13 protein-coding genes and 1 pseudogene are annotated in these 21,107 nt (G+C 65.7%); 7 read left to right on the top strand and 7 right to left on the bottom strand.

Features of this window, described 5'->3' with window-relative positions:
- Positions 1-68: 68 nt before the first annotated feature.
- Positions 69-548, top strand: a complete 480-nt coding sequence (locus QCE63_RS25195) for a hypothetical protein (RefSeq protein ID WP_309836817.1) — start codon at positions 69-71, stop codon at positions 546-548.
- Here QCE63_RS25195 and QCE63_RS25190 read toward each other — a convergent pair.
- The 7 genes from QCE63_RS25190 to QCE63_RS25160 form a co-directional block, all read right to left on the bottom strand.
- Complete coding sequence (locus tag QCE63_RS25190; RefSeq protein WP_309836815.1) at positions 542-1,129, bottom strand: PqiC family protein; 588 nt, start codon at positions 1,127-1,129, stop codon at positions 542-544. The two genes, QCE63_RS25195 and QCE63_RS25190, sit on opposite strands and share 7 nt — an antisense overlap.
- Entirely contained in the window at positions 1,126-2,730 is a 1,605-nt protein-coding gene (locus QCE63_RS25185; protein ID WP_309836812.1) for an MlaD family protein, read from the bottom strand. Before QCE63_RS25185 ends, QCE63_RS25190 begins: the two co-directional genes overlap by 4 nt.
- Positions 2,727-4,007, bottom strand: coding sequence for a paraquat-inducible protein A (locus QCE63_RS25180; protein WP_309836810.1), 1,281 nt, complete (start codon positions 4,005-4,007; stop codon positions 2,727-2,729). The genes QCE63_RS25185 and QCE63_RS25180 overlap by 4 nt, the downstream gene beginning before the upstream one ends.
- A complete protein-coding gene (locus QCE63_RS25175; RefSeq protein WP_309836808.1) occupies positions 4,004-5,467 on the bottom strand; it encodes an efflux transporter outer membrane subunit in 1,464 nt (487 codons plus the stop codon). The genes QCE63_RS25180 and QCE63_RS25175 overlap by 4 nt, the downstream gene beginning before the upstream one ends.
- 1 nt (position 5,468) lies before the next feature.
- Positions 5,469-8,624, bottom strand: coding sequence for a multidrug efflux RND transporter permease subunit (locus QCE63_RS25170; protein ID WP_309836806.1), 3,156 nt, complete (start codon positions 8,622-8,624; stop codon positions 5,469-5,471).
- A 68-nt stretch (positions 8,625-8,692) separates the two neighbouring features.
- Positions 8,693-9,934: an efflux RND transporter periplasmic adaptor subunit gene (locus QCE63_RS25165; protein ID WP_309836803.1), complete on the bottom strand. Its 1,242-nt coding sequence runs from the start codon at positions 9,932-9,934 to the stop codon at positions 8,693-8,695.
- A gap of 395 nt (positions 9,935-10,329) precedes the next feature.
- Positions 10,330-11,238, bottom strand: a complete 909-nt coding sequence (locus QCE63_RS25160; RefSeq protein WP_309836801.1) for a LysR family transcriptional regulator — start codon at positions 11,236-11,238, stop codon at positions 10,330-10,332.
- A gap of 124 nt (positions 11,239-11,362) precedes the next feature.
- On the opposite strand from QCE63_RS25160, the gene QCE63_RS25155 reads away from it, so the two are divergent.
- The 6 genes and pseudogenes from QCE63_RS25155 to QCE63_RS25130 all read left to right on the top strand — a co-directional run bounded on the left by QCE63_RS25155 (position 11,363) and on the right by QCE63_RS25130 (position 21,094).
- Positions 11,363-14,752 carry a molybdopterin-dependent oxidoreductase gene (locus tag QCE63_RS25155; RefSeq protein WP_309836799.1) on the top strand — a complete coding sequence of 1,130 codons (3,390 nt, stop codon included), beginning with the start codon at positions 11,363-11,365 and terminating at the stop codon, positions 14,750-14,752.
- 59 nt (positions 14,753-14,811) lie between these two features.
- The gene (locus tag QCE63_RS25150) at positions 14,812-16,260 is read left to right on the top strand and encodes a TIGR00366 family protein (RefSeq protein WP_309836796.1); all 1,449 of its coding nucleotides are present in this window, start codon (positions 14,812-14,814) and stop codon (positions 16,258-16,260) included.
- Positions 16,261-16,304: 44 nt separating this feature from the next.
- On the top strand, positions 16,305-17,252 hold the full coding sequence (locus QCE63_RS25145) for an ornithine cyclodeaminase family protein (protein ID WP_309836794.1): 948 nt from the start codon (positions 16,305-16,307) through the stop codon (positions 17,250-17,252).
- A gap of 304 nt (positions 17,253-17,556) precedes the next feature.
- Positions 17,557-17,862: a DUF485 domain-containing protein gene (locus QCE63_RS25140; protein ID WP_309836792.1), complete on the top strand. Its 306-nt coding sequence runs from the start codon at positions 17,557-17,559 to the stop codon at positions 17,860-17,862.
- 125 nt (positions 17,863-17,987) lie between these two features.
- A pseudogene (locus QCE63_RS25135) lies at positions 17,988-19,528 on the top strand (cation acetate symporter).
- Between the two features lie 108 nt (positions 19,529-19,636).
- Positions 19,637-21,094, top strand: coding sequence for an NAD-dependent succinate-semialdehyde dehydrogenase (locus tag QCE63_RS25130; protein WP_309836790.1), 1,458 nt, complete (start codon positions 19,637-19,639; stop codon positions 21,092-21,094).
- Positions 21,095-21,107: the final 13 nt, after the last annotated feature.

The following is a 21,107-nucleotide window of genomic DNA, read 5'->3' as shown; positions in this document are numbered from 1 at the left end:
CAAGCACACACAGGCGCGCACGGCCGTGACAGACCATCGAGCCTCCGCCACTCACGCAAGGAGTCGCCATGAGAGCAAGGAACGTACGGACGTGCTGCGCGATCGTGCTGGTCATGATCGCGCTCGATGTCATCGCGCAGAGCAAGCCGATTGCCTATCCCGCCAAGGGGCAGAGCGCGCAGAAACAGCAGAGCGACGACGGCGCCTGCTATAGCTGGGCAAAGAGCAACACGGGCGTGGATCCCGCCAATCCCGCCACGACCGGCGCGCAAAGCGCGCAGAGCGCGCAAGCCGGGCATGGCGGCCAGCGTCTGGGCGGCGCGGCGCGCGGGGCGGCCGGCGGTGCGGCCATTGGCGCCATCGCGGGCGATGCGGGCAAGGGCGCAGCCGCCGGCGCTGTGGCGGGCACGATGGCGGGCGGCGCGCGTGCGCGGCAGGCAAAACGCGCCGAGCAGGCGAACGCGCAATCGCAAAGCCAGGGCGCGATGTCGACGTATTACCGCGCGTGGTCGGCGTGCATGCAGGGACGCGGCTACACCATTCAGTGATTGTTGCGAATGGCCGCTGCAATGTCGCGGCTCACTTTTGCAAGCGCACGATCATGCGCGGCGATCAGCGCAGCGGTGTCGCCGCCGTTCACCGGTTCGCGCACGAATGTGCGGCCACTGGCATTGCTTGCGGTGCTGCCGTCGTTGTCGCGACGCACTGACCAGCGCGCGTCGATCACGACCGCCTCGCCGGGCACGGATTCAAACTGCTGGATATCGATGCGCACGCGCCACGCCCGTGCATCGGCCGGCGCGCGCGACGCCACGGCGACACGGTCCGAGCCGAGCATCAGGCCGAGATTGCCGGCAATGGCATCCGCAATGCCGCTCTTCAGGGGTTCACCCCAACGCGCGTATTCGTTGATCGCAATTTCGTTGTTCGTGCTGCGCGTGACGATTTGCGGGCGGTCGACGAGTTCGGGCACCGTCACCGGACCGACGATCACCGCCTGCTGGATCGCACTCGCGCCCGCCGTATCCGAAGCCGCATCCGGACTCAATCGATAGAAGCTCGCACGTGGCGACGCGCATCCTGCGCAGACCACCGCGACCGCAAGCAGCATGAGAACGCGCGGCGTCATTTTTTCTCCTCCGGCTTGCCGCGCAGCAGCGCTTCAGGATGCTGCTGAAGATAATCGGCGAGATTGCGGAACGAGGCCGCCGTGCGCGTCAGTTCGCGGACCGCTTCAGCCGTGTCCTGCTGCAAGCCCGAATCCGGGCTGAGCGTGGCATGCGCCGCATCGAGCGCGCTGCGGGCGGCATTGAGCGTCGCTGCGGCTTGAGGCAGCACATCGGTATTGAGGCCCTGCATCAGCAGGCTCGTCGCGTTGAGGGTCTTCTGCGCGCTCGCGGTCAGCTGCTCGATCGGCAGCTTGTCGATGCGCGTCATGATGCGGTTGATCGAGTCCTGCAATGAATCGAGGCCGCTCGGCGTGGTCGGCAGCTCGGGCGGCGTGCGGTTCCAGTCGACGCTCGCTTGCTTCGCGGCGGGGAAGAAGTCCATCGCCACATACAGCTGCCCGGTCAGCAGACTGCCCGTGCGCAATTGCCCGCGCAGCCCGCGTTCGACGAGAAAGTCCGCAAGCGCCTTCGGGTCGCTGACCATGCGGCCGCTTTTCGGGGGCGCGTTCGCGAAGCGCGACGTGAAACGCTCCGGATAAAGCTTCACTTCGACCGGTATGCTGATCTGCTTCGTGACCGGATCGAAGCGCGTATAGATGGCCGATACCTCGCCGATCTGAATGCCGCGAAACTCCACCGGCGCGCCCACTGCCAGCCCGCGCACCGAGCCCTGGAAGTTGAACACATACGTTTCGACGATGCGTTCCTGCACGCGCAGCGCATCCGCGCGCGTGGCGAAGAGATTGAAGACGGTATCGGCAGGCGCTTCGGCCCAGCTGAGCGAAACGGCCGGCGTTTCGAACGCGAGGCCGCCGATCAGGATCGAGACCAGCGACTGCGTGTTGACCTTGAGGCCGTCGGTGCCGAGCGTGACGTCGATGCCGCCCGCCTGCCAGAAACGCGAGTCGGCGTTCACATAGCGGTCGTAGGGCGCATTGACGAACACATGCAGCGTGACGCCGCTGCCGTCGCGATCGAGTTCGAACGACGTCACCTGTCCCACTTGCAGCCGCCGGAAGAACACCGGCGTGCCGACATCCACGGAGCCGAGATCGCTGGCCTTCAGGACGAACTGGCGGCCCGGTACATCGCTGGCGAAGACGGGCGGCGTTTCCATTCCGACATAATCGCGCCGGTCGCGCTTGGTCCTGCCGATATCCATGCCGATGTACGCGCCCGACAGCAACGTGCCGATGCCCGACACCGAACCGCCCGCCACGCGCGGCCGCACGACCCAGAAGCGCGTGTCCTCGACGAGCATGTTGGCGGCGTCGCGCGTGAGATCGGCCGTCGCGACGACGTGCGTGTAGTCCTTCGAGAGCGTGACGGACTTCACCTGGCCGATGTCCACGTCCTTGAACTTGATTTTGGTCTTGCCTGCTTCGAGTCCCTCGCCGCTCTTGAAGGTGATGGTGACGGTCGGACCTTTTTCGAGCACGGCCTGCGCCGCCAGCCACACGCCGATCAGCAGCGCGACCGCGGGCACCACCCAGACCCATGGAATGCGCCAGCGCTTCCTCGGTACGACTTCGGCGTCGGGCATGTCGTTCGGCGTGTTCATCGCGCAGCCTCCGGGCGGGCATCCGGCAACGGATCCCAGATCAGGCGCGGGTCGAACGACATGGCGGCGAACATCGTCAGCACGACGACCGCGCCGAACGCAATCGCGGCCGGCCCCGCGGCAATGGTGGCGAGCGCGCTGAACTGCACGAGCGCGACCAGCACGGCGATCACATAGATATCGAGCATCGACCAGCGGCCGACGAATTCGACGATGCGGTAGAGTCGCGCCCGCAGCGGGTTGCGCTGCGTCGAATGCAGATTGACGCTGGCGGCGAGATAGCCGATGGCGAGGATCTTGAGCATTGGCACGGCAACGCTTGCGATGAACACGACAATGGCAAGCGGCCACGAGCCCGATTGCCACAGATATGCGACGCCGCTCATGATCGTGTCTTTCTCCGCGCCGAACAGCGAACTGGTGTTCATCACGGGCAGCAGGTTGGCGGGGATGTAGAGAAGCGCCGCAGCGCTGAGAAACGCCCACGTTCGCGACAAGCTTCCCGGCTTGCGCAGATGCAGATGCGCGCCGCAGCGCGGGCAAACCAGCCGTTCGCGCCTGCGCGTGCCGGCGGTAGAGAGGCCGCAGTCGTGACAGACGCAGATGCCGCTCGCCGCCGCGATGGGACCGCGCAGCGGCGTGCCGGCGGGCAGGCCGGGCGGCGCGCCGTCGATGCGCATCCACATGGCGCGTTCGTCACAGGCCGAGGCCGCCGCGACCAGCAAGGCCATCAACGCCGCCAGCGACCACAGCGCGGGCCCCGTGACCACCGACGCAATATGGGCGAGCTTCACCAGCGCGACCAGCAGGCCGAGCATCAGCACTTCGGTCATGCCCCACTCGCGCGCGACGCGCAGCAGGCGGAACACGGTGTCCGCGCGCCACGGCACGCGCCCGAGGAACAGCGGCAGCAGCAGCCACACCATGCCGATGGCCTGCAGCGCGGGCATCAGGATGGTCGTGAAGAAGATGAGCGCGGCGAGCGGCCACATGCCGTCGCGATACAGCACGCGCACCGCGCCGATGAGCGTCGTCTCCACGAGATCGCCGTTCACCGACAAGCCGACGATCGGACACGCGTTCGAGATCATCCACAGCACACAGGCCGCGAGCGCGAAGGCGAGGGCGCGGTCGAAGCCCGGCGCGCGCCTGCGGTACAGCACGGCACGGCAGCGGCAGCAACGCAACACGCCGCCCGGCGGCACGGCGTGTTCATGCTGGAGCAGATCGCATTCGTGGCAGGCGATCAGCGCGCGGCCGGAAGCGGGCGTGTTCATTGCACCGTCTGCGGAGTGGATGAAGTGGACGGCGCAGCGCCTTGCTGCGTCGTGAGCTTGTCGGCGGCGACGACCCAGCCGCCGCCCATCACCTTGTACAAGGTGACGAACGACACCAGCGCGGCCGCCTGCGTCTGCGTCAGCGAGAGCTGGGCGTTGAAGAGGCTGCGTTCGGCATCGAGCACTTCGATATAGCTCGTGTAGCCGCCTTCATAACGCGCCCGTGCCAGACGCGAATAGGTGGACAGCGCCGTGACCTGACGGCCCTGTATTTCGAGTTGCTCGTGCAGTTTGGTCGAGGCGATGAGCGCGTCGTCGACTTCCTGGAACGCGACCTGGATCGCTTTCTGATAGGTCAGCAGCGCGCCCCGCTGTTGCGCCTCGGCCGACTGCACCTGTCCCGAGATGTTGCCCGCCGTGAAGATGGGTTGCGTGACCTGCCCCGCGAACGACCAGACCCGCGACGGTCCCGTGAACAACGACGAGAACTGGCCGCTCGCCGTGCCGAGCAGGCCGGTCAGCGATATCTGCGGAAAGTACAGCGCGCGCGCCGCACCGATCAGCGCGTTGGCCGCGACCAGATCCTGTTCGGCTTGCAACAGATCGGGCCGCCGCTCCAGGAGATCGGACGGCAGGCCCGCCGGAATCATCGGCGTCGCCATCTCGCCGAGCGTGTGGCCGCGCAGGATCGGGCCGGGATTGTCGCCGAGCAGAATCGACAATGCGTCCTCCTGCTGTGCGATGGACGTTTCGAGCTGCGGAATGGTTGCGAGCGAGGCTTCGTATTCGGACTGGCTTTGCGCGAGTTCCATCTGCGAGACTTCGCCGCCCTCGAAGCGCAGCGTGAAAACATGCACGGATTCGGCGCGACTGTCGGTGGTCGCTTTGGCGATCTCCAGTTGCTTGTCCAGACTGCGCAGATTCAGATACGACGAAGCCACCGACGCCACCAGCGAGAGAATCGTTGCCCGCCGCCCTTCGACGCTCGACAGCAAATTCGCGCGCGCCGACTCGGTCAGCCGCCGGTTGCGTCCGAACACGTCGAGTTCCCAGGCGGCGGACACCGACACCTCGTAGTCGTTGAAGACCGGCCCGAAGCCGGCCAAAGGCTGCGGGCCCGCTTGCGAGGCACGCTGGCGCGAAGCCGTCGCCCCCGCCGACACTTGCGGGAACAGCGCCGCGCGCGTCGTCACGAACTGGCCCATGAACTGGTCGATGCGCGCCGCCGCGATCTTCACGTCCTTGTTGTTCGCCAGCGCCGTTTCGATCAGTTCGTCGAGCACGGGATCCTGGAATTGCTTCCACCATTCGGTGTTGGCGGTATCGGCGGCTTCGCCCGAAGCGAAGCGCCAGTTGGCGGGCGTTTCCACGGGCTGGCGCGAATAGTTCGGCCCGAGCAGACAGCCGCCGAGCATCAGCGTCACGACGAGACCCGACAGAGCGATGGGAAACCGGCGCATGTCAGTCTCCCTGTTCCTTGGGCGGCGCATCGGCTTTCTTCTTGTTCGAGCGCTCGGACATCGTTTCAAGCACGAAGAAGAACATCGGGATGAAGAACACTGCGATCACCGTGGCGCCGAGCATCCCGCCAATCACGCCGGTGCCGATGGAATGCCGGCTGTTCGCCGAAGCGCCCGTCGCGATGGCAAGCGGCACGCAACCGAGAATGAACGCGAGCGAAGTCATCACGATCGGGCGCAGGCGTTCTTCTGCCGCGACCATGGTGGCGTCGAGCACGGACTTGCCCGCCTCGCGGTTCAGCACGGCGAACTCGAAGATGAGAATGGCGTTCTTCGCCGCGAGCGCCACCAGCATCGTCAGGCCGATCTGGAAGTACACGTCGTTGTTGAGGCCGCGCAGCAGGATGGCGAGCAGTGCGCCGAAGATCGCGAAGGGCACCGCCATCAGCACGCCGACAGGCAGGCTCCACTTCTCGTATTGGGCCGCGAGGATCAGGAACACCATCACGAGGCCGAACACAAACACCAGCGCCGAACTGCTGCCCGACTGCTTCGCCTCATACGCCTCGCCGCTCCATGCGATGCCGTAATCCGTGGGCAGCGTCGCCGCGACGGCTTCGAGCGCCTGGATCACCTGTCCCGATGCATAACCGGGCGCGGCGTTCGCCGTGATCTTCACCGCCGGGAAGTTGTTGAAGCGCGTGATGAGATCGGGACCGGTGACATAGCGCGTGGTGACCACGGCCTTGAGCGGCACCATGTTGCCGGTCTTGCTCTTCACGAAGATCTGCGTGAGATCGTCGGGCTTGATGCGATACGACGGCTCCGCTTGCAGGATCACCTGCCACAGCCGGCTCGATCGGTTGAACTGCGACACATAGAGCGAGCCGAACATGGTCTGCATTGCGCTGTAGACGTCCTCCACCGGCACGCCGAGCGTTTCGGCCTTGTCGCGGTCCACATCCGCCAGCAATTGCTGCGACGACGCGTTGAAGGTGGACGTCACGCCCGTCAGCTCCGGCCGCTGCTTCGCCCGCTCGACGAAGTCCTGCACGAGCGCCGCGAATTGCGCGATCGGCGCATCGCCCTTGCTCTGGATCCACATCTCGGTGCCGCCGGTCGTGCCGAGACCGGGTATCGACGGCGGATTCAGCGGCACGACAATCCCTTCGCGTATCTGCGAGAGATGCTTGTAAGCGTCGATCAGCACGGCGCGCGCGTTCTCGGTGCGGATATTGGCCGACGTATAGCGGTCGTCGAAGCTCTTGAGGCCGACGAAGAACGTCGACGAATTATTCTTGTTCTGGCTGTCGAGAATGCTGAAGCCATCGACGGTCGTAATGCTGCCTACCGCCGGCTGTTTCATGAAGTAGTCGGTGACGCGCTCGGACACCGCGCCGGTGCGGTCGAGCGAGGCCGCGTCCGGCATGATGACCGCGCCCAGCAGATAACCCTGGTCCTCGGGCGGCAGGAAGGCGGTGGGAATGTCGCGCATCATCACGACGGCGAGCGCGATCACGCCCGCGAACATGCACAACCCGATCACGAAGCGCCGGATCACGAGCCGCACCGCGCGCGTATAGCCGTGCGTCATGCGTTCGAACTGACGGTCGAACCAGCGGAAGAAGCCTTTCTTTTCGTGATGCCCCGGCTTGAGGAGCAGCGCAGCGAGGGCCGGCGACAAGGTCAGCGCCACGAGCCCCGAGATCACCACCGAAATCGCGATGGTAATGGCGAACTGCTTGTACATCTGGCCGGTGATGCCGGCAAGGAAAGCCACCGGCACGAACACCGCGCACAGCACGAGCACGATGGCGACCACCGGTCCCGCCACTTCGTCCATGGCTTTCTTGGCGGCGGTCTTGGGATCGAGCTTGAACACCGTCATGTTGCGCTCGACGTTCTCGATCACGACGATCGCATCGTCCACCACGATGCCGATGGCGAGCACCATGCCGAACAGCGTCAGCATGTTGATGGAAAAGCCCAGCGCCGCCATGCCCATGAAGGTGCCGACAATCGACACCGGCACCGCCAGCACTGGAATGAGCGTCGCGCGCAGGCTTTGCAGGAACACGAACACGACGATCACCACCAGCACGACTGCCTCGAAGAACGTATGCACGACGTCGGTGATGGACGCGCGCGTGAACTCCGTGGTGTCCATCGCAATCTGATAGTCGATGCCTTCCGGAAAGGTCTTCTTCATCTCGGCAAGCTGCGCGCGCACCAGCTTCGATACGTCGAGGGCATTGGCGCCCGGCTGCTGGTACACGGCGAGCACCGTCGCCGGCTTGCCCTGGAAACGGCTGCGGATCGAATAGTCCTTCTGCCCGAGTTCGGCGCGGCCCACGTCGCGCAGCCGCACGATGGCCGCGCCGCCCGACTGCGCGCGGATGATGATGTTTTCGAACTCGGAAGGCTCGGTGAGGCGTCCGGAGGTCGTCACCGCGAACGACTGTTCGACGGGCGCGCCGGTCGGCGACTGTCCCAGCCGGCCCACCGCGAACTGCTGGTTCTGGTTCGAGACGGCGCGCTGCACGTCGGCGGCCGTGATGCCGAGTTGCGCCATGCGGTCGGGCTTGAGCCAGATGCGCATTGCGTAATCCGGGGTGCCGAAGATGCTCGACTGGTTCGCGCCGGGAATGCGCTTGAGCGCGTCGAGCACATAGACGTTGGCGTAGTTCGCGATGTAGGTGGCGTCGTAGCGTTCGTCGGGCGAATAGATCGCGATCACCATCATGAACGCTTGTGACTTCTTCTGCACCTGCACGCCCTGCGACGTCACCGACTGCGGCAGTTGCGGCAGCGCGAGGTTCACGCGGTTCTGCACGTCCACCTGCGCGAGTTCCGGATTCGTGCCGATCTGGAAGTACGCGTTGATCGTCAGGTTGCCCGTGGATGAGCTCGACGAGCTCATGTAGATCATGTTGTCCGCGCCGTTGACCTGCTGCTCGATCGGCGCGGCCACGTTGTTCGCGACGACGTCGGCGCTCGCGCCCGGATAGGTCGCGGAGATGGTGATCTGCGGCGGCGTGATGTCGGGATACTGCGCGGTCGGCAACGCCAGCATGGACAGCGCGCCGCCCAGTGTGATGACGATCGAGATGACCGACGCGAAGATCGGGCGGTCGATGCAGTAATGTGAAATGTTCATTGGCCTCTTCCGCGCGACGAGCTTCCGAACGAACTTCCAAGCGAGCTCTAAAGCGTCGTCTGATCAAATCACTGGCCTGCCCCGCTGGCTGCGGTGTTCGTCGTGCCGGCCGCGGACGCGCCTGAAGGGGGCGCCGCGCCCGTCACGTGCAGTTGCGAATCGGCGGACACGCGGATCGCGCCATCGACGATCACCCGTTCGCCCGCGCGCAGACCGCTCGTGATGAACCAGTCGTCGCCATGCCATTCGCCCACTTCCACCACGCGCTGACGCGGCTTCGACTGCTCGTCGAGCACCCAGACGAAATGACTCTTCGCGCCCTGCAGCACGGCGCGCTGCGGCAGCAGGATGGCATTGGGCCGCACCGCGCCCGCCACGCGCGCCTTGACGAACTGGCCGGGCCGCAGGACCCCTTTCGGATTGGCGAACACCGCGCGAACCAGGAAGGTGCCGGTATCGGTGCTGAAGGCCGGATTCGTGAAGTCGATGCGACCCGTCTGCGGATACACGGAGCCGTCCGCCTGGATGATGGTCACGTCGAACTTGTTCTCGGGCGGAAAGCGCAGCAGGCCCTTCTGGATCTGCTCGCGATACGTCAGCAACTCGTTCTCCGAGATGCTGAAGTTCACCCACATCGGATCCAGTTGATAGACGTAGGTGAGCAGGCCGGATTGCGTCGGCGTCACGTAGCTGCCTTCCTGCACACGCGCGAAGCTGGAGAGGCCCTTGAGCGGCGAGCGGATGGTGGTGTAGCTCAGGTTGAGCTCGGCGGTCTGCACTTCGCCTTTCGCCGAAATGACGGCGGCCTCGGCCTGCTTTTCGTTGCCGATGGCGTCGTCGAGATCCTTCTTGCTCAGCGCGTTCATCGCGGCGAGCGGCTTCACGCGCGCGAGGTTCTGTTGCGTCACGTAGAGCCGCGCCTGCTGCTGCGACAGCGCGCCCTTGGCGGTTTGCAGCGCCGCCTCGAACGGCCGCTTGTCCATCACGAACATGATCTGGTTCGCGGCGACGAGCGTGCCTTCGGTGTACAGCCGCTTTTCGAGAAAGCCGTCCACGCGTGCACGTATCTCGACCTCGCGCGAACTCTGCGTCTGCGCGGTGAACTCGAACTCGACGGGCGTGGACTGGGCGGCGACCGTAACGACGGTCACATCGACCGGAGGTTTCTGTGCTTCGGGGGGCGGCTTCTTGCAGGCGGCCAGCGCCAGCAGGACGAACGCGGCAAGCGACGCCATCCGCACGGCGTGCCCGGTGCGCGACCGTGGGGCGAACCCGCCGCAGTCCAGTATCCGTTCCGACACGAACGCCATAGGCGCCTCCCTCTCTGGGACGGCCGACAATTGAGCGGCGCGGCGCGCCATGACACGTGCGCCACGGCGGCCCGCTTCGCTTCAAGCGGAGGCGAACGTCTTCCCGGTCGTGCGCGCGTGCATGACCGTGTCGCCTTGCGATGAGAACGCGCTGGACAGGCCAGCTTGCAACGTCAGCGCGCGCGAGCCTGATGGAAGTGATGGGTCGTGGCTGCCTCCGGTCTTGTCGGTCGAATGCTTGTAAGAGAGCGGCGCATGGTGCGTCATGCCTCGAGCGCGTCGCGTCATTCATCAACGGACGCGGCGTGCGTGACCCAATTACTAATAGTCGAAGACGGATGAAAACGCCATAGCGTTCGCGCGAATTTGCAGGCGTGAGCGCGCTCAGTCCGCGCTCAGTCCGCGCGTTTCCATGCCCTGAAGACATCGAGCAGCGTGCGCACCTGCCGTCCGGGAGGATCGTTGCGACGCCAGACCGCGCCGACGTCCATGGTCGGCACGGGCACGCTCAGGTCGCGCTTGCTGATGCGGTTGCCTTCCAGCGACCACGGCCGGTAGACCAGGTCCGACAGGATGGTCACGCCCTCGCCGAACGCCACGAGGCTGCGCACCGCCTCGATGGACTTGCTCTGCATGCGCACGCGCGGCTCCACGCCGAACTTGCCCCAGTAACGCGCAACCGTCTGGATGTGCTCGTCCATGTCGAGCAGCAGGTAGTTCTCGCGCGCGACGTCTTCCAGCGTGACGCGCTGTGCGTCGAGCAGCGGATGGTCCGGTGGCGTCCACAGGCGGCGCGGCGAACGCATGATGGTCTCGTCCTTGAGATCGTCGTGCAGCGCGGTGTTGGAGACGAGCAGCAGCGCCATGTCGAGATCGCCGGCGAGCAATTGTTGCTCGATGACTTCCCGCTCGCGCTCGATCACCTCCACCTGGAGGTTGCGGAATCGACGCGTCAGCGTGGCCATCATCGAGGGCAACAGATAGGCGGAAATGGTCTCGGTCACGCCAATGCGCACCATCCCCGCGATCTGCCCCGGCTCTTCCTGCGCGGCGAGCACCGCGTGGTCCACGGATTGCCGGGCCTGCTGCACATGCCGCAGGAAGCGCACACCCGCCTCGGTCAGCCGCACGCCCTTGGCGTGGCGCGCGAGCAGCGCCACGCCCACGGTGTCCTCCAGGTTCTGCAACGCGATCGTCATGGACGACTGCGACACGCTGCACAGGTTGGCGGAACGCGAAATCTGCCCGGTGTCGGCGACGGACACGAAATATTCGATCTGGCGCAGGGTGATTTGGCGAGGCATAGAGGGCGATCCGGGTGATGGCGAGCGAGCAATATCTAAAAATTCTATATCGCTGAATCGGAAATATGAATTCTTCATTGCATTTTGATTTCATAGGATCGCGACTATGAAATCCGGAGACGAGATGGAAGTTCAGGAAAAAAAGGGCTATTGCACGCTGTGCCGCTCGCGTTGCGGCACGGTCAACGTCGTGCGCGGCGGCATGCTCGCGGAAGTGCGCCCCGACCGCGAGCACCCGACCGGCCACGCCATGTGCCTGAAGGGCAAGTCCGCGCCTGAACTCGTCCACAGCCCGCACCGCGTCCTGCATCCGATGCGCCGCACCGCGCCGAAGGGCGCCGCCGATCCGGGCTGGGTGCGCATCGGCTGGGACGAGGCGCTCGACGAGATCGCCGCGAAACTCGACGCGCTGCGCCGCGAGCACGGCGCGGAAACGGTTGCGTTCGGCGTGACGACGCCGAGCGGCACGCCGATGAGCGACAGCATCGACTGGGTGGAGCGCTTCATCTGGTCTTACGGCAGCCCGAACATCTGCTACGCGACGGAAATCTGCAACTGGCACAAGGACGTGGCGCACATCTTCACGTTCGGCTGCGGAATGCCGACGGCGGATTACCGCAACTCGGAAGTCATCATGCTGTGGGGCACGAACCCGGCGAACACGTGGCTCGCGCAGGCGGACGCGATTGCGGCGGCGCGTCGCAACGGCGCGCGGCTGATCGTCGCCGATCCGCGTCCGACTGCGCTCGCGCGGGAAGCCGATGTCTGGCTGCGCGTGCGTCCCGGCACCGATGCGGCGCTGGCGCTGGGCATCGCGCGCGAGATGGTCGCGACGCAGAACATCGACGAGCGTTTCGTGCGCGCGTGGACCAACGCGCCGCTGCTCGTGCGGCGCGATACCGGGCTGTTCCTGCGCGAGCGCGACCTCGATCCGCTCGCTCAGCAGAATCGCTATGTGATCTGGAATGGCACGCGCGACCGTGCCGAGGCGCTTGGCGAGGAAGGCGCGACGTCGCCCGACGATTTCGCGCTGGCGGGACGGTATGTGGCGGCATCGGTCGAATGCGAACCGGCCTTCGCCTGCTATGTGCGCGCGCTCGATGCGTACACGCCGGAACATGTCGAAACGCTCACCGGCGTCGCGGCGGCCGACCTGAAACGCGCCGCCACACTGCTCGCGCCCGGGCGGCGGATTGCCTATCACGCGTGGTCCGGCGTCGGCCAGCAGGCCAACGCGACGCAGACCGAACGCGCCATCGCCACGCTCTACGCGCTCACCGGCGCCTTCGACAAGCGCGGCGCGAACCGCGAATTCGTCAAGCAGCCGGCCAATGCGGTGAGCACGTATGCGTTGCTGTCGCCGCAACAGCGCGAAAAGGCGCTGGGCCTGGCCGAGCGACCGCTCGGACCGCCCGCGCAAGGCTGGGTCACGGCGCGCGACATGTATCGCGCGATGATCGAAGGCGAGCCGTACAAGGTGCGCGCGCTGTTCGCGTTCGGCACCAATCCGCTGGTGTCGCAGCCGGACACTGCGCGGGCGCACGCAGCGCTGAGCGCGCTGGATTTCCACGTGCATTGCGATCTGTATGAGACGCCGTCGTCGCGCTATGCGGACATCTTCCTGCCGGTGAACACGCCGTGGGAACGCGAGGGCTTGCGCATCGGCTTCGAGATCGATGAGCGTGCGGTGGAACTCGTGCAACTGCGTCAGCGCATGGTGGCGCCGCGTGGCGAAAGCCGCGCAGATTACGACATCGTGTTCGAACTGGCGAAGCGGCTCGGCATGCAGGATGCGTTCTTCGGCGGCAGCATCGAGGCGGGCTGGAATCATATGCTCGCGCCGCTCGGGCTCGACGTGGACACGCTGCGGGCGCATCCCGAAGGCATCCGCCCGCCGCTCGAACAACGCGAACAGCAATACGCGAAGCCGACGCCCGACGGCATGCGCGGCTTCCGCACGGAAACGCTGAAGGTCGAGCTGTATTCGGAAAAGCTGCTGCGCCATGGTTATCCGCCCGTGCCGGTGCATGAGCCGCAGGCCGCACCCGCTTGCGATGCCGCTTATCCCTACGTGCTGACCTCGACCAAGAACGGCTACTACTGTCACAGCCAGCATCGCGGCGTCACGCGTCTGCGCAAGCGCGCGCCGTATCCGGTGGTCGAGATGAGCCGTGCGCTGGCGCTGAAGAAAGGCGTCGAATCGAACGACTGGGTCATCCTGCGCACGGCGCAGGGCAAGGCGCGCTTCGTCGCGCGCGTCGAGGAAGCGCTCGCGGACGACGTGCTGATCGCCGAATACGGCTGGTGGCAGGCCTGCGACGAACTCGGCATGCCGGGCTTTCCGGCGCTCGGCGAGATCAACAGCAACTTCAGCAATCTGGTGTCGTCGGCGCGGCACGATCCGCTGAGCGGCTCCATGCCGATGCGCGCGCTCGCCTGCGACATCGAACCCGATCCGTCATTCGACCGCACGCGGCGCGCATGGCAAGGCTGGCGCGAATTCGTCGTGACGAATTTGCACGACGAAGCCGAAGGCGTGCGCACTGTCACCTTCACGGCGCAGGACGAAGGCGCGCTGCCGGATTACCAGCCGGGCCAGCACGTCACCGTGCATGTGCCGACGCTCGGCGCGCGCGGCACGACACGCGCCTATTCGCTCGTCGGCGCCGCCAGCGAAACGGCGCGGCGCACCTACACCATTTCGGTACGGCAGCAGCCGCAGGGCGCGATGTCCGGCCACATTCACGAGGCGCTGGAGATCGGGCATCGCGTCGATCTGCGCGCGCCCGGCGGCACCTTCGTGCTGCCGCTGCGCTCGCGTCAGCCGGTCGTGATGTTTGCGGGCGGCATCGGCATTACGCCGTTCCTCTCGTATCTCGAATCGCTGGCGGCGATCGAGCCGGTGAGCCGGCGGCCCGAAGTCTGGCTGTTCTATGCGAACCGGCACGGCGCGGCGCATGCGTTCCGCGAGCGCATCGATGCGTTGCGCGCGGCGTGGCCCGGCCTGCATGTGTTCGACTGCTATGCGCATCCGCGCGAGGGCGTGGATGTGGCGGGCCGCGACTACGACCGCGCGGGTTATCTCGATGCGTCGGCCGTGAGCGACGACCTGATTTGCCGTCGCGCGCGTTTCTACTTCTGCGGCCCTGAACCGATGATGACCGCGCTGACCGACGGCCTGATCGCGCGCGGCGTGCCCGCGTTCGACATCTTCAAGGAAGCGTTCCGCTCGCCGTCCGCGCCGCGCGTCGACGCGGCGCAGCGCTTCACCGTCGAGTTCACGCGCTCGCACAAGGTCGCGCAATGGACGCCGGTGGACGGCAGCCTTCTGTCCTTCGCCGAGGGACTGGGCGTCGCGATGCCGAGCGGCTGCCGCGTCGGCCAGTGCGAGAGTTGCGCGGTGCGGATCGCGCGCGGTTCGACCGATCACCTGTCGGGCCACGCGCCCGACGAACCCGACATGTGCTTCGCGTGCCAGGCGATTCCGCTGTCGGACCTCGTCGTCGATGCTTGACGGCGTCATCAACTGATTTTGCTTAAACACGCCAACGCGCGAACAGGGGAGAGGAAAAAATGGAACAGGTCACACAGACGAAAGCGCTACGGCCCGAAGGCGGGCCGGGCAACCTGATGGAACGCATGGCGGCCAACGTCACGCGCTGGGCCGAAGCATGGTTCCCGGATGCCTATATCTTCGCCGCGGTCGCGGTGATCGTCGTCGGGATCGGCGCACTGGCCGTCGGCGCGCCGGCGCAACGCGTGGGCATTGCGTTCGGCGACGGCTTCTGGAGCCTGATTCCGTTCACGATGCAAATGGCCATCGTCGCGATTTCCGGCTATGTGGTTGCGGTCTCGCCGCCGGCCTCGAAGATGATCGCGGCGCTGGCGCGTCTGCCGAAGACGGCGCGCGGCGCGGTGATGTTCGTCGCGGTCATCAGCATCGCGACCTCGCTGTTCAACTGGGCGATCAGCCTCGTGTTCAGCGGCCTGCTGGTGCGCGCGCTCGCACGCCGCACCGACATGCGCATGGACTATCGCGCGGCGGGCGCGGCCGCGTATCTCGGCATGGGCGCGACCTGGGCGCTCGGCCTGAGTTCGGCGGCGGCGCAGTTGCAGGCCAATCCGGACAGCCTGCCGAAGACGCTGCTCGCGATCACCGGCGTGATCCCGTTCTCGGAAACCATCTTCCTGCCGCAATCGATGCTGATGGTCGCGGTGCTGATGATCGCCTCGCTGCTGATCGCGGGCTTTTCGGCGCCGGTCGGCGAGCGCGCGCGCACGGCGGCGGATTTGGGCGTCTCGCTCGACGACATCGATCTCAAGATGGACAAGCCCACGCGTCCGGGCGAGTGGCTCGAATACAGCCCGGTCGTGACCGTGTTGCTGGTGGGGCTCGGGCTCGTCTGGATCGGGCATGAGTTCACGACCAAGAACCCGCTGCTGGCGATCTCGAACCTCAACACGTACAACTTCGTGTTCATTCTGCTGGGCATGCTGCTCAACTGGCGGCCGCGCCGCTTCCTGAACGCGGTGGCGAAGTCGGTGCCGTCGACGGCGGGCGTGCTGATCCAGTTCCCGCTGTATGGCGGCATTGCGTTCATCCTGACCAAGGCGGCCGCGCCGGCCGGCTTGCCGCTCTCGGAGCATCTCGCGCATTTCTTCGTCGCAATTTCGTCGCAGGCTTCTTTCCCCGCCGTGATGGGCGTGTATTCGGCGGTGCTGGGCTTCTTCGTGCCGTCGGGCGGCGGCAAGTGGATCATCGAGGCGCCGTATGTGATCGAGGCGGCCAAGGCGCTGCAGGTGCATCTGGGCTGGTCAGTCACGGTCTACAACGCGGCCGAGGCGCTGCCGAACCTGATCAATCCGTTCTGGATGCTGCCGCTGCTCGGCGTGCTCGGACTGCGCGCGAAGGACGTGGTGGGCTTCACGTTCACGCAGTTGGTGATCCACACGCCGCTGGTGGTGTTCATGCTGTGGGTGCTCGCGCCGACGCTGACCTATCACGCACCGGTCATGCCTTGAGTCTCTGAATCTCTGAGTAGTTGCAACGACAAGCGAGTGATGTCATGAAAATGTTCGATGCCGCCACGACAGGCGGCGCGCTGGAGTTCCCCGCATTGATCGCGGCCTTGCGGGAGATGTTCGTCGAAGGCTGCACGGTGCCGCTGCGGCATAACCACCGGATCGAAACGGAAAGCGATGCGGGCACCGTGCTCATCATGCCCGCGTGGCAGGAAGGGCGTTATCTCGGCATCAAGACCGTGAACGTGTATCCGGGCAATGCGGCACTCGGCTTGCCCGGACTGCATTCGACCTATGTGCTGTACGACGCGCGCACCGGCGCACCGCTCGCGCAGATGGACGGCAACGAGATCACGTCGCGCCGCACGGCTGCCGCATCGGCGTTGGGCGCGAGCTTCCTGGCGCGCAAGAATGCGACGCGGATGACGCTGCTCGGCGCGGGGCGTGTCGGCAGTCTGGTGCCGGAGGCCTACCGCTGCGTGCTGCCGATCAGCGAAGTGGATGTATGGGATGCGAATCCGGCCGCATCGGAGCGTCTGGTGGCGCGGCTCTCCGAACTGGGCTTCGGCGCGCGGGTCGTGCAGGACCTGCCCGCGAGCGTGGCATGTGCCGATGTCGTGACCTGCGCGACGCTCGCGACGCAGCCGGTCGTGCGGGGCGAATGGCTTGCGCCGGGTTCGCATCTGGATCTGATCGGCAGCTTCACGCCAGCCATGCGCGAAGCCGATGACGCGTGCTTCGCCGGCGCGCGGGTGTTCGTCGATACGGCTGAAGCGTTCCAGAAGTCCGGCGATCTGCTCGGGCCGCTCGAGCGTGGTGTGGTCACCGGCCCGGAACACTGGCCAACGCTTGAACGTCTGTGCCGAGGCGAGGCGCCAGGCCGCACCGGCGATACGCAGCGCACGCTGTTCAAGGCGGTAGGCACTGCGCTGGAAGACCTGGCCGCCGCCGCGCTGGTTTATGAGCGCTGCGCAGAACCGCTGGCCGCCTGATACGCTTTCTTCACGGCGTGGACTGCAATCCGCGCCGTGCTCCCTCCTTCACGGCATGACGAAGCGCAACGCTTCGCGTAAACCCCGGCCGATTAATCCGCATGCCGTAAGAAACAGGTAAGCGGATCCTTTTACCTTAGTCTCCAGCGCAGCTCACGCATCGCCCGCCTGAAAAGCATGCGCGTGCGCGACCCATGCCGACCCCGACCGGGGAGCATCCCGCCGCAACAACCTCGACCGCATCGCCGTCCGTCCGCGCGCCGCGCAGGACGCGGGCGTTCGTGCGCGCGAACAGGAGACACCGATGGACCTGAAGATCGTCGAACAAATCAGAGCGAGCGCCGCATACCGCGAACTGGTGCGCAAGCGCTCGAAGCTCGGCTGGACGCTGACCGCGCTCGTGCTGATCGTGTACTACGGCTATGTGCTGCTGATCGCGTTCAACAAGGAACTGCTGTCCGCGAAGATGGGCGCGGGCGTGATGACCTGGGGCATGCCGATCGGCTTGTTCGTGATCGTCTTCACGGTCGTCATTACAGGGCTCTATGTGCGCCACGCCAACCGCACCTACGACGAACTCACCGACCAGATCAAGCGGGAGGCCGCATGAAGCCGTCACGACTTTCATCGCTCGCGCTTGCGGGCCTGTTGCTCGCTACGTCCGCCGCTGCGTTCGCCGCCGGCGGCGATCTCGGCCAGGCCGTGAAGCAGCCGACCAACTGGACCGCGATCTGCATGTTCATCGCGTTCGTGATCGCGACGCTCTTCATCACCAAATGGGCCGCGAAGAAAACCCGCTCGGCCGCCGAGTTCTATACGGCCGGCGGCGGCATCACGGGCTTCCAGAACGGCCTCGCGATTGCCGGAGACTTCATGTCGGCGGCGTCGTTCCTGGGCATTTCGGCGGCGGTCTATTCCAATGGTTATGACGGCCTGATCTATTCGATCGGCTTCCTGGTCGGCTGGCCGATCATCACCTTCCTGATGGCCGAGCGGCTGCGCAATCTGGGCCGCTTCACCTTCGCCGATGTCGCCGCGTACCGCTTCAGGCAAACGCCGATTCGCGCGTTCGCCGCGTCGGGTACGCTCGTCGTCGTCGCGTTCTATCTGATTGCGCAGATGGTCGGCGCGGGCCAGCTCATCAAGCTGCTGTTCGGGCTCGAATACTGGATTGCGGTGGTGATCGTCGGGGCGTTGATGATGGTCTACGTGCTGTTCGGCGGCATGACGGCGACCACCTGGGTGCAGATCATCAAGGCCTGCCTGCTGCTCGCGGGCGCTTCGTTCATGGCCTTCATGGTGCTGTGGCAGTTCCACTTCAGCCCGGAAGCGCTGTTCGCGAAAGCCGTGGACGTGCACGCGATGAAGGCGTCCATCATGGGGCCGGGCAACTTCATCAAGGACCCCATCTCGGCGATCTCCTTCGGCATCGCGCTGATGTTCGGCACGGCAGGCCTGCCGCACATCCTGATGCGCTTCTTCACGGTGCCGAACGCCAAGGAAGCACGCAAGTCCGTGTTCTGGGCGACGACGTGGTCGGCTACTTTTATATTCTCACTTTCATCATCGGCTTCGGCGCGATCGTGCTGGTGAGCACCAACCCGGTCTTCAAGGACGCAGGCGGCAAGCTCCTCGGCGGCACGAACATGGCGGCCGTGCATCTGGCGAGCGCCGTGGGCGGCAACGTGTTTCTCGGCTTCATCTCGGCGGTGGCCTTCGCGACCATCCTCGCCGTGGTGGCGGGCCTGACGCTCGCGGGTGCGTCCGCCGTGTCGCATGATCTGTATGCAACCGTCTTCAAGAAAGGCCAGGCGTCGAGCAAGAGCGAACTCAAGGTATCGCGCGTGACGACCATCGTGCTCGGCATCGTGGCGGTCGTGCTGGGCATCGTGTTCGAGAAGCAGAACATTGCGTTCATGGTGTCGCTTGCCTTCGCGGTGGCGGCGTCTGCTAACTTTCCGGTGCTGTTCCTCTCGGTGTTGTGGCGCGGCTGCACCACGCGCGGCGCGGCGTTGGGCGGCTTCATGGGGCTGTTGTCGGCGGTCGTCCTGACTGTGCTCTCCAAAGCTGTTTGGGTCGATGTCTTTCATTACGCCAGTGCGCCGTTTCCGTATGCATCGCCGGCGTTGTTCTCGATGGCGATCGGCTTTGCCGGCATCTGGCTGTTCTCGGTGACGGACAAGTCGGCACGTGCGCGTATCGATCAGGCCGGCTTCGACGCGCAGACCGTGCGCTCGGAAACCGGCATCGGCGCGGTGGAGAGTGCGTCTCACTGAGTTCCACTTGCCCGTATACCGGTCATCGCCGGATGCGGGCGGAAGCTCCCGGAAAATGCGTTAAGCTCGTGACGCTTGCACGAAGCGCTCAACGCATGGGAGCACACCATGGAACTACAGTGTCCAAGTCTGTTCGAGCAATCTGCCTACATCGCCGGCGCATGGGTGGACGAGACTGCGCTGCCCCGCGTGGCGGTCACCAATCCTTCGACGCGCGCCGTCATCGGCTCGGTGCCGCAGGTGACGGAGGAACAGGTGGCGCATGCCGTCGAGTGCGCGCGGGCGGCCTTGCAGGACTGGCGCAACTGGAGCAGCCGCGAGCGCGCATCGGTGTTGCGCGAGTGGGGCCGTCTCGTCGAACATCATCGCGACGACCTCGCCATCATCCTGTGCAGCGAGCAGGGCAAGCCGCTGCACGAGGCGCGCGCCGAGATCACGCAGGCCGCCAATTATCTCGACTGGTTCGCCGAGGAAGCGCGCCGCATCTACGGCGACAACATTCCCGCACCGCGGCGTAATCAACGCATCCGCGTGCTGCATCAGCCGGTGGGCGTGTGCGGCGCCATCACGTCGTGGAGCTTTCCGGCCTCGATGGTCGCGCGGCGCGTCGGCGCGGCGCTCGCGGCGGGCTGCACGGTGATTCTCCATCCCGATCCACGCACGCCGTTCTCGGCGCTCGCGCTGTGCGCGCTCGGTGAAAACGCCGGCCTGCCGCGCGGCGTGCTGTCCGTGTTGACCGGCGAAGCCGATCCGATCCGCAGCACGCTGCTCGCGCATCCCGACGTGCGCAAGGTGTCGTTCACCGGTCCGATCGAAGCGGGCAAGCAACTGATGTCGCAGTGTGCATCGACGGTCAAGAAGATGTCGCTGGAACTGGGCGCCAATTGCCCGTTCATCGTGTTCGATGACGCGGATATCGATCTCGCCGTGAAGGGCGCACTCGATGCGCGCTTTCGTCATACCGGGCAGGCCGCGATGTGCGCGAACCGTTTCTTCGTGCATGAGGACGTGGTTGAGACGTTCGTGGCGCGGCTCGTGTCGAAGGTCGCGGTGCTGAAGGTCGGCGACGGTCTCGATGAAGGCGTGCAGATCGGTCCGCTCATCAGCGAGGACGCGGTGGCGCGCATCGAGGCGTTGATCGGTGAGGCTGTCGGCATGGGCGCGACGGTTGCGGCAGGCGGCGTGCGCGTGCGTCCCGATTCAAGTTTCTTCAGGCCGACCGTGCTCACGGACGTCAAACCGGACATGCGCGTATGCGGCGACGAAGTGCTCGGACCAGTGGCAAGCGTGCTGCCGTTCCGCGACGAGGACGACGTCATCACGCTCGCCAACGATACGCGCACCGGCCTCGCGGCATACTTCTACACGGCCGACATCAACCGGGCATTCCGCGTGATGGAGGCGCTGGAATGCGGTGTGGTCGGCGTGAATGACAGCCTGGTGTTCAACGAGGTCGCGCCGTTCGGCGGCATCAAGGAGTCGGGGATGGGGCGCGAGGGCGCTTCCTCCGGCATCGAGGAATATCTCGAAGCGAAGTACGTGTGCTTCGGCAATCTGGAACGTTGAAGCCGCTGTTGAT

The organism is Caballeronia sp. LZ065 (assembly GCF_031450975.1).
Classification (GTDB): Bacteria; Pseudomonadota; Gammaproteobacteria; order Burkholderiales; family Burkholderiaceae; genus Caballeronia.
This window is presented reverse-complemented; position numbering and strand designations above follow the sequence as displayed.

Excerpts from the sequence above, each read along its gene's own strand:
- QCE63_RS25195 (WP_309836817.1), top strand. The coding sequence starts at position 69 with ATGAGAGCAAGGAACGTACGGACGTGCTGCGCGATCGTGCTGGTCATG.
- QCE63_RS25180 (WP_309836810.1), bottom strand. The coding sequence starts at position 4,007 with ATGAACACGCCCGCTTCCGGCCGCGCGCTGATCGCCTGCCACGAATGC.
- QCE63_RS25185 (WP_309836812.1), bottom strand. The coding sequence starts at position 2,730 with ATGAACACGCCGAACGACATGCCCGACGCCGAAGTCGTACCGAGGAAG.
- QCE63_RS25190 (WP_309836815.1), bottom strand. The coding sequence starts at position 1,129 with ATGACGCCGCGCGTTCTCATGCTGCTTGCGGTCGCGGTGGTCTGCGCA.
- QCE63_RS25150 (WP_309836796.1), top strand. The coding sequence starts at position 14,812 with ATGGAACAGGTCACACAGACGAAAGCGCTACGGCCCGAAGGCGGGCCG.
- QCE63_RS25160 (WP_309836801.1), bottom strand. The coding sequence starts at position 11,238 with ATGCCTCGCCAAATCACCCTGCGCCAGATCGAATATTTCGTGTCCGTC.
- QCE63_RS25130 (WP_309836790.1), top strand. The coding sequence starts at position 19,637 with ATGGAACTACAGTGTCCAAGTCTGTTCGAGCAATCTGCCTACATCGCC.
- QCE63_RS25175 (WP_309836808.1), bottom strand. The coding sequence starts at position 5,467 with ATGCGCCGGTTTCCCATCGCTCTGTCGGGTCTCGTCGTGACGCTGATG.
- QCE63_RS25165 (WP_309836803.1), bottom strand. The coding sequence starts at position 9,934 with ATGGCGTTCGTGTCGGAACGGATACTGGACTGCGGCGGGTTCGCCCCA.
- QCE63_RS25140 (WP_309836792.1), top strand. The coding sequence starts at position 17,557 with ATGGACCTGAAGATCGTCGAACAAATCAGAGCGAGCGCCGCATACCGC.
- QCE63_RS25145 (WP_309836794.1), top strand. The coding sequence starts at position 16,305 with ATGAAAATGTTCGATGCCGCCACGACAGGCGGCGCGCTGGAGTTCCCC.
- QCE63_RS25170 (WP_309836806.1), bottom strand. The coding sequence starts at position 8,624 with ATGAACATTTCACATTACTGCATCGACCGCCCGATCTTCGCGTCGGTC.
- QCE63_RS25155 (WP_309836799.1), top strand. The coding sequence starts at position 11,363 with ATGGAAGTTCAGGAAAAAAAGGGCTATTGCACGCTGTGCCGCTCGCGT.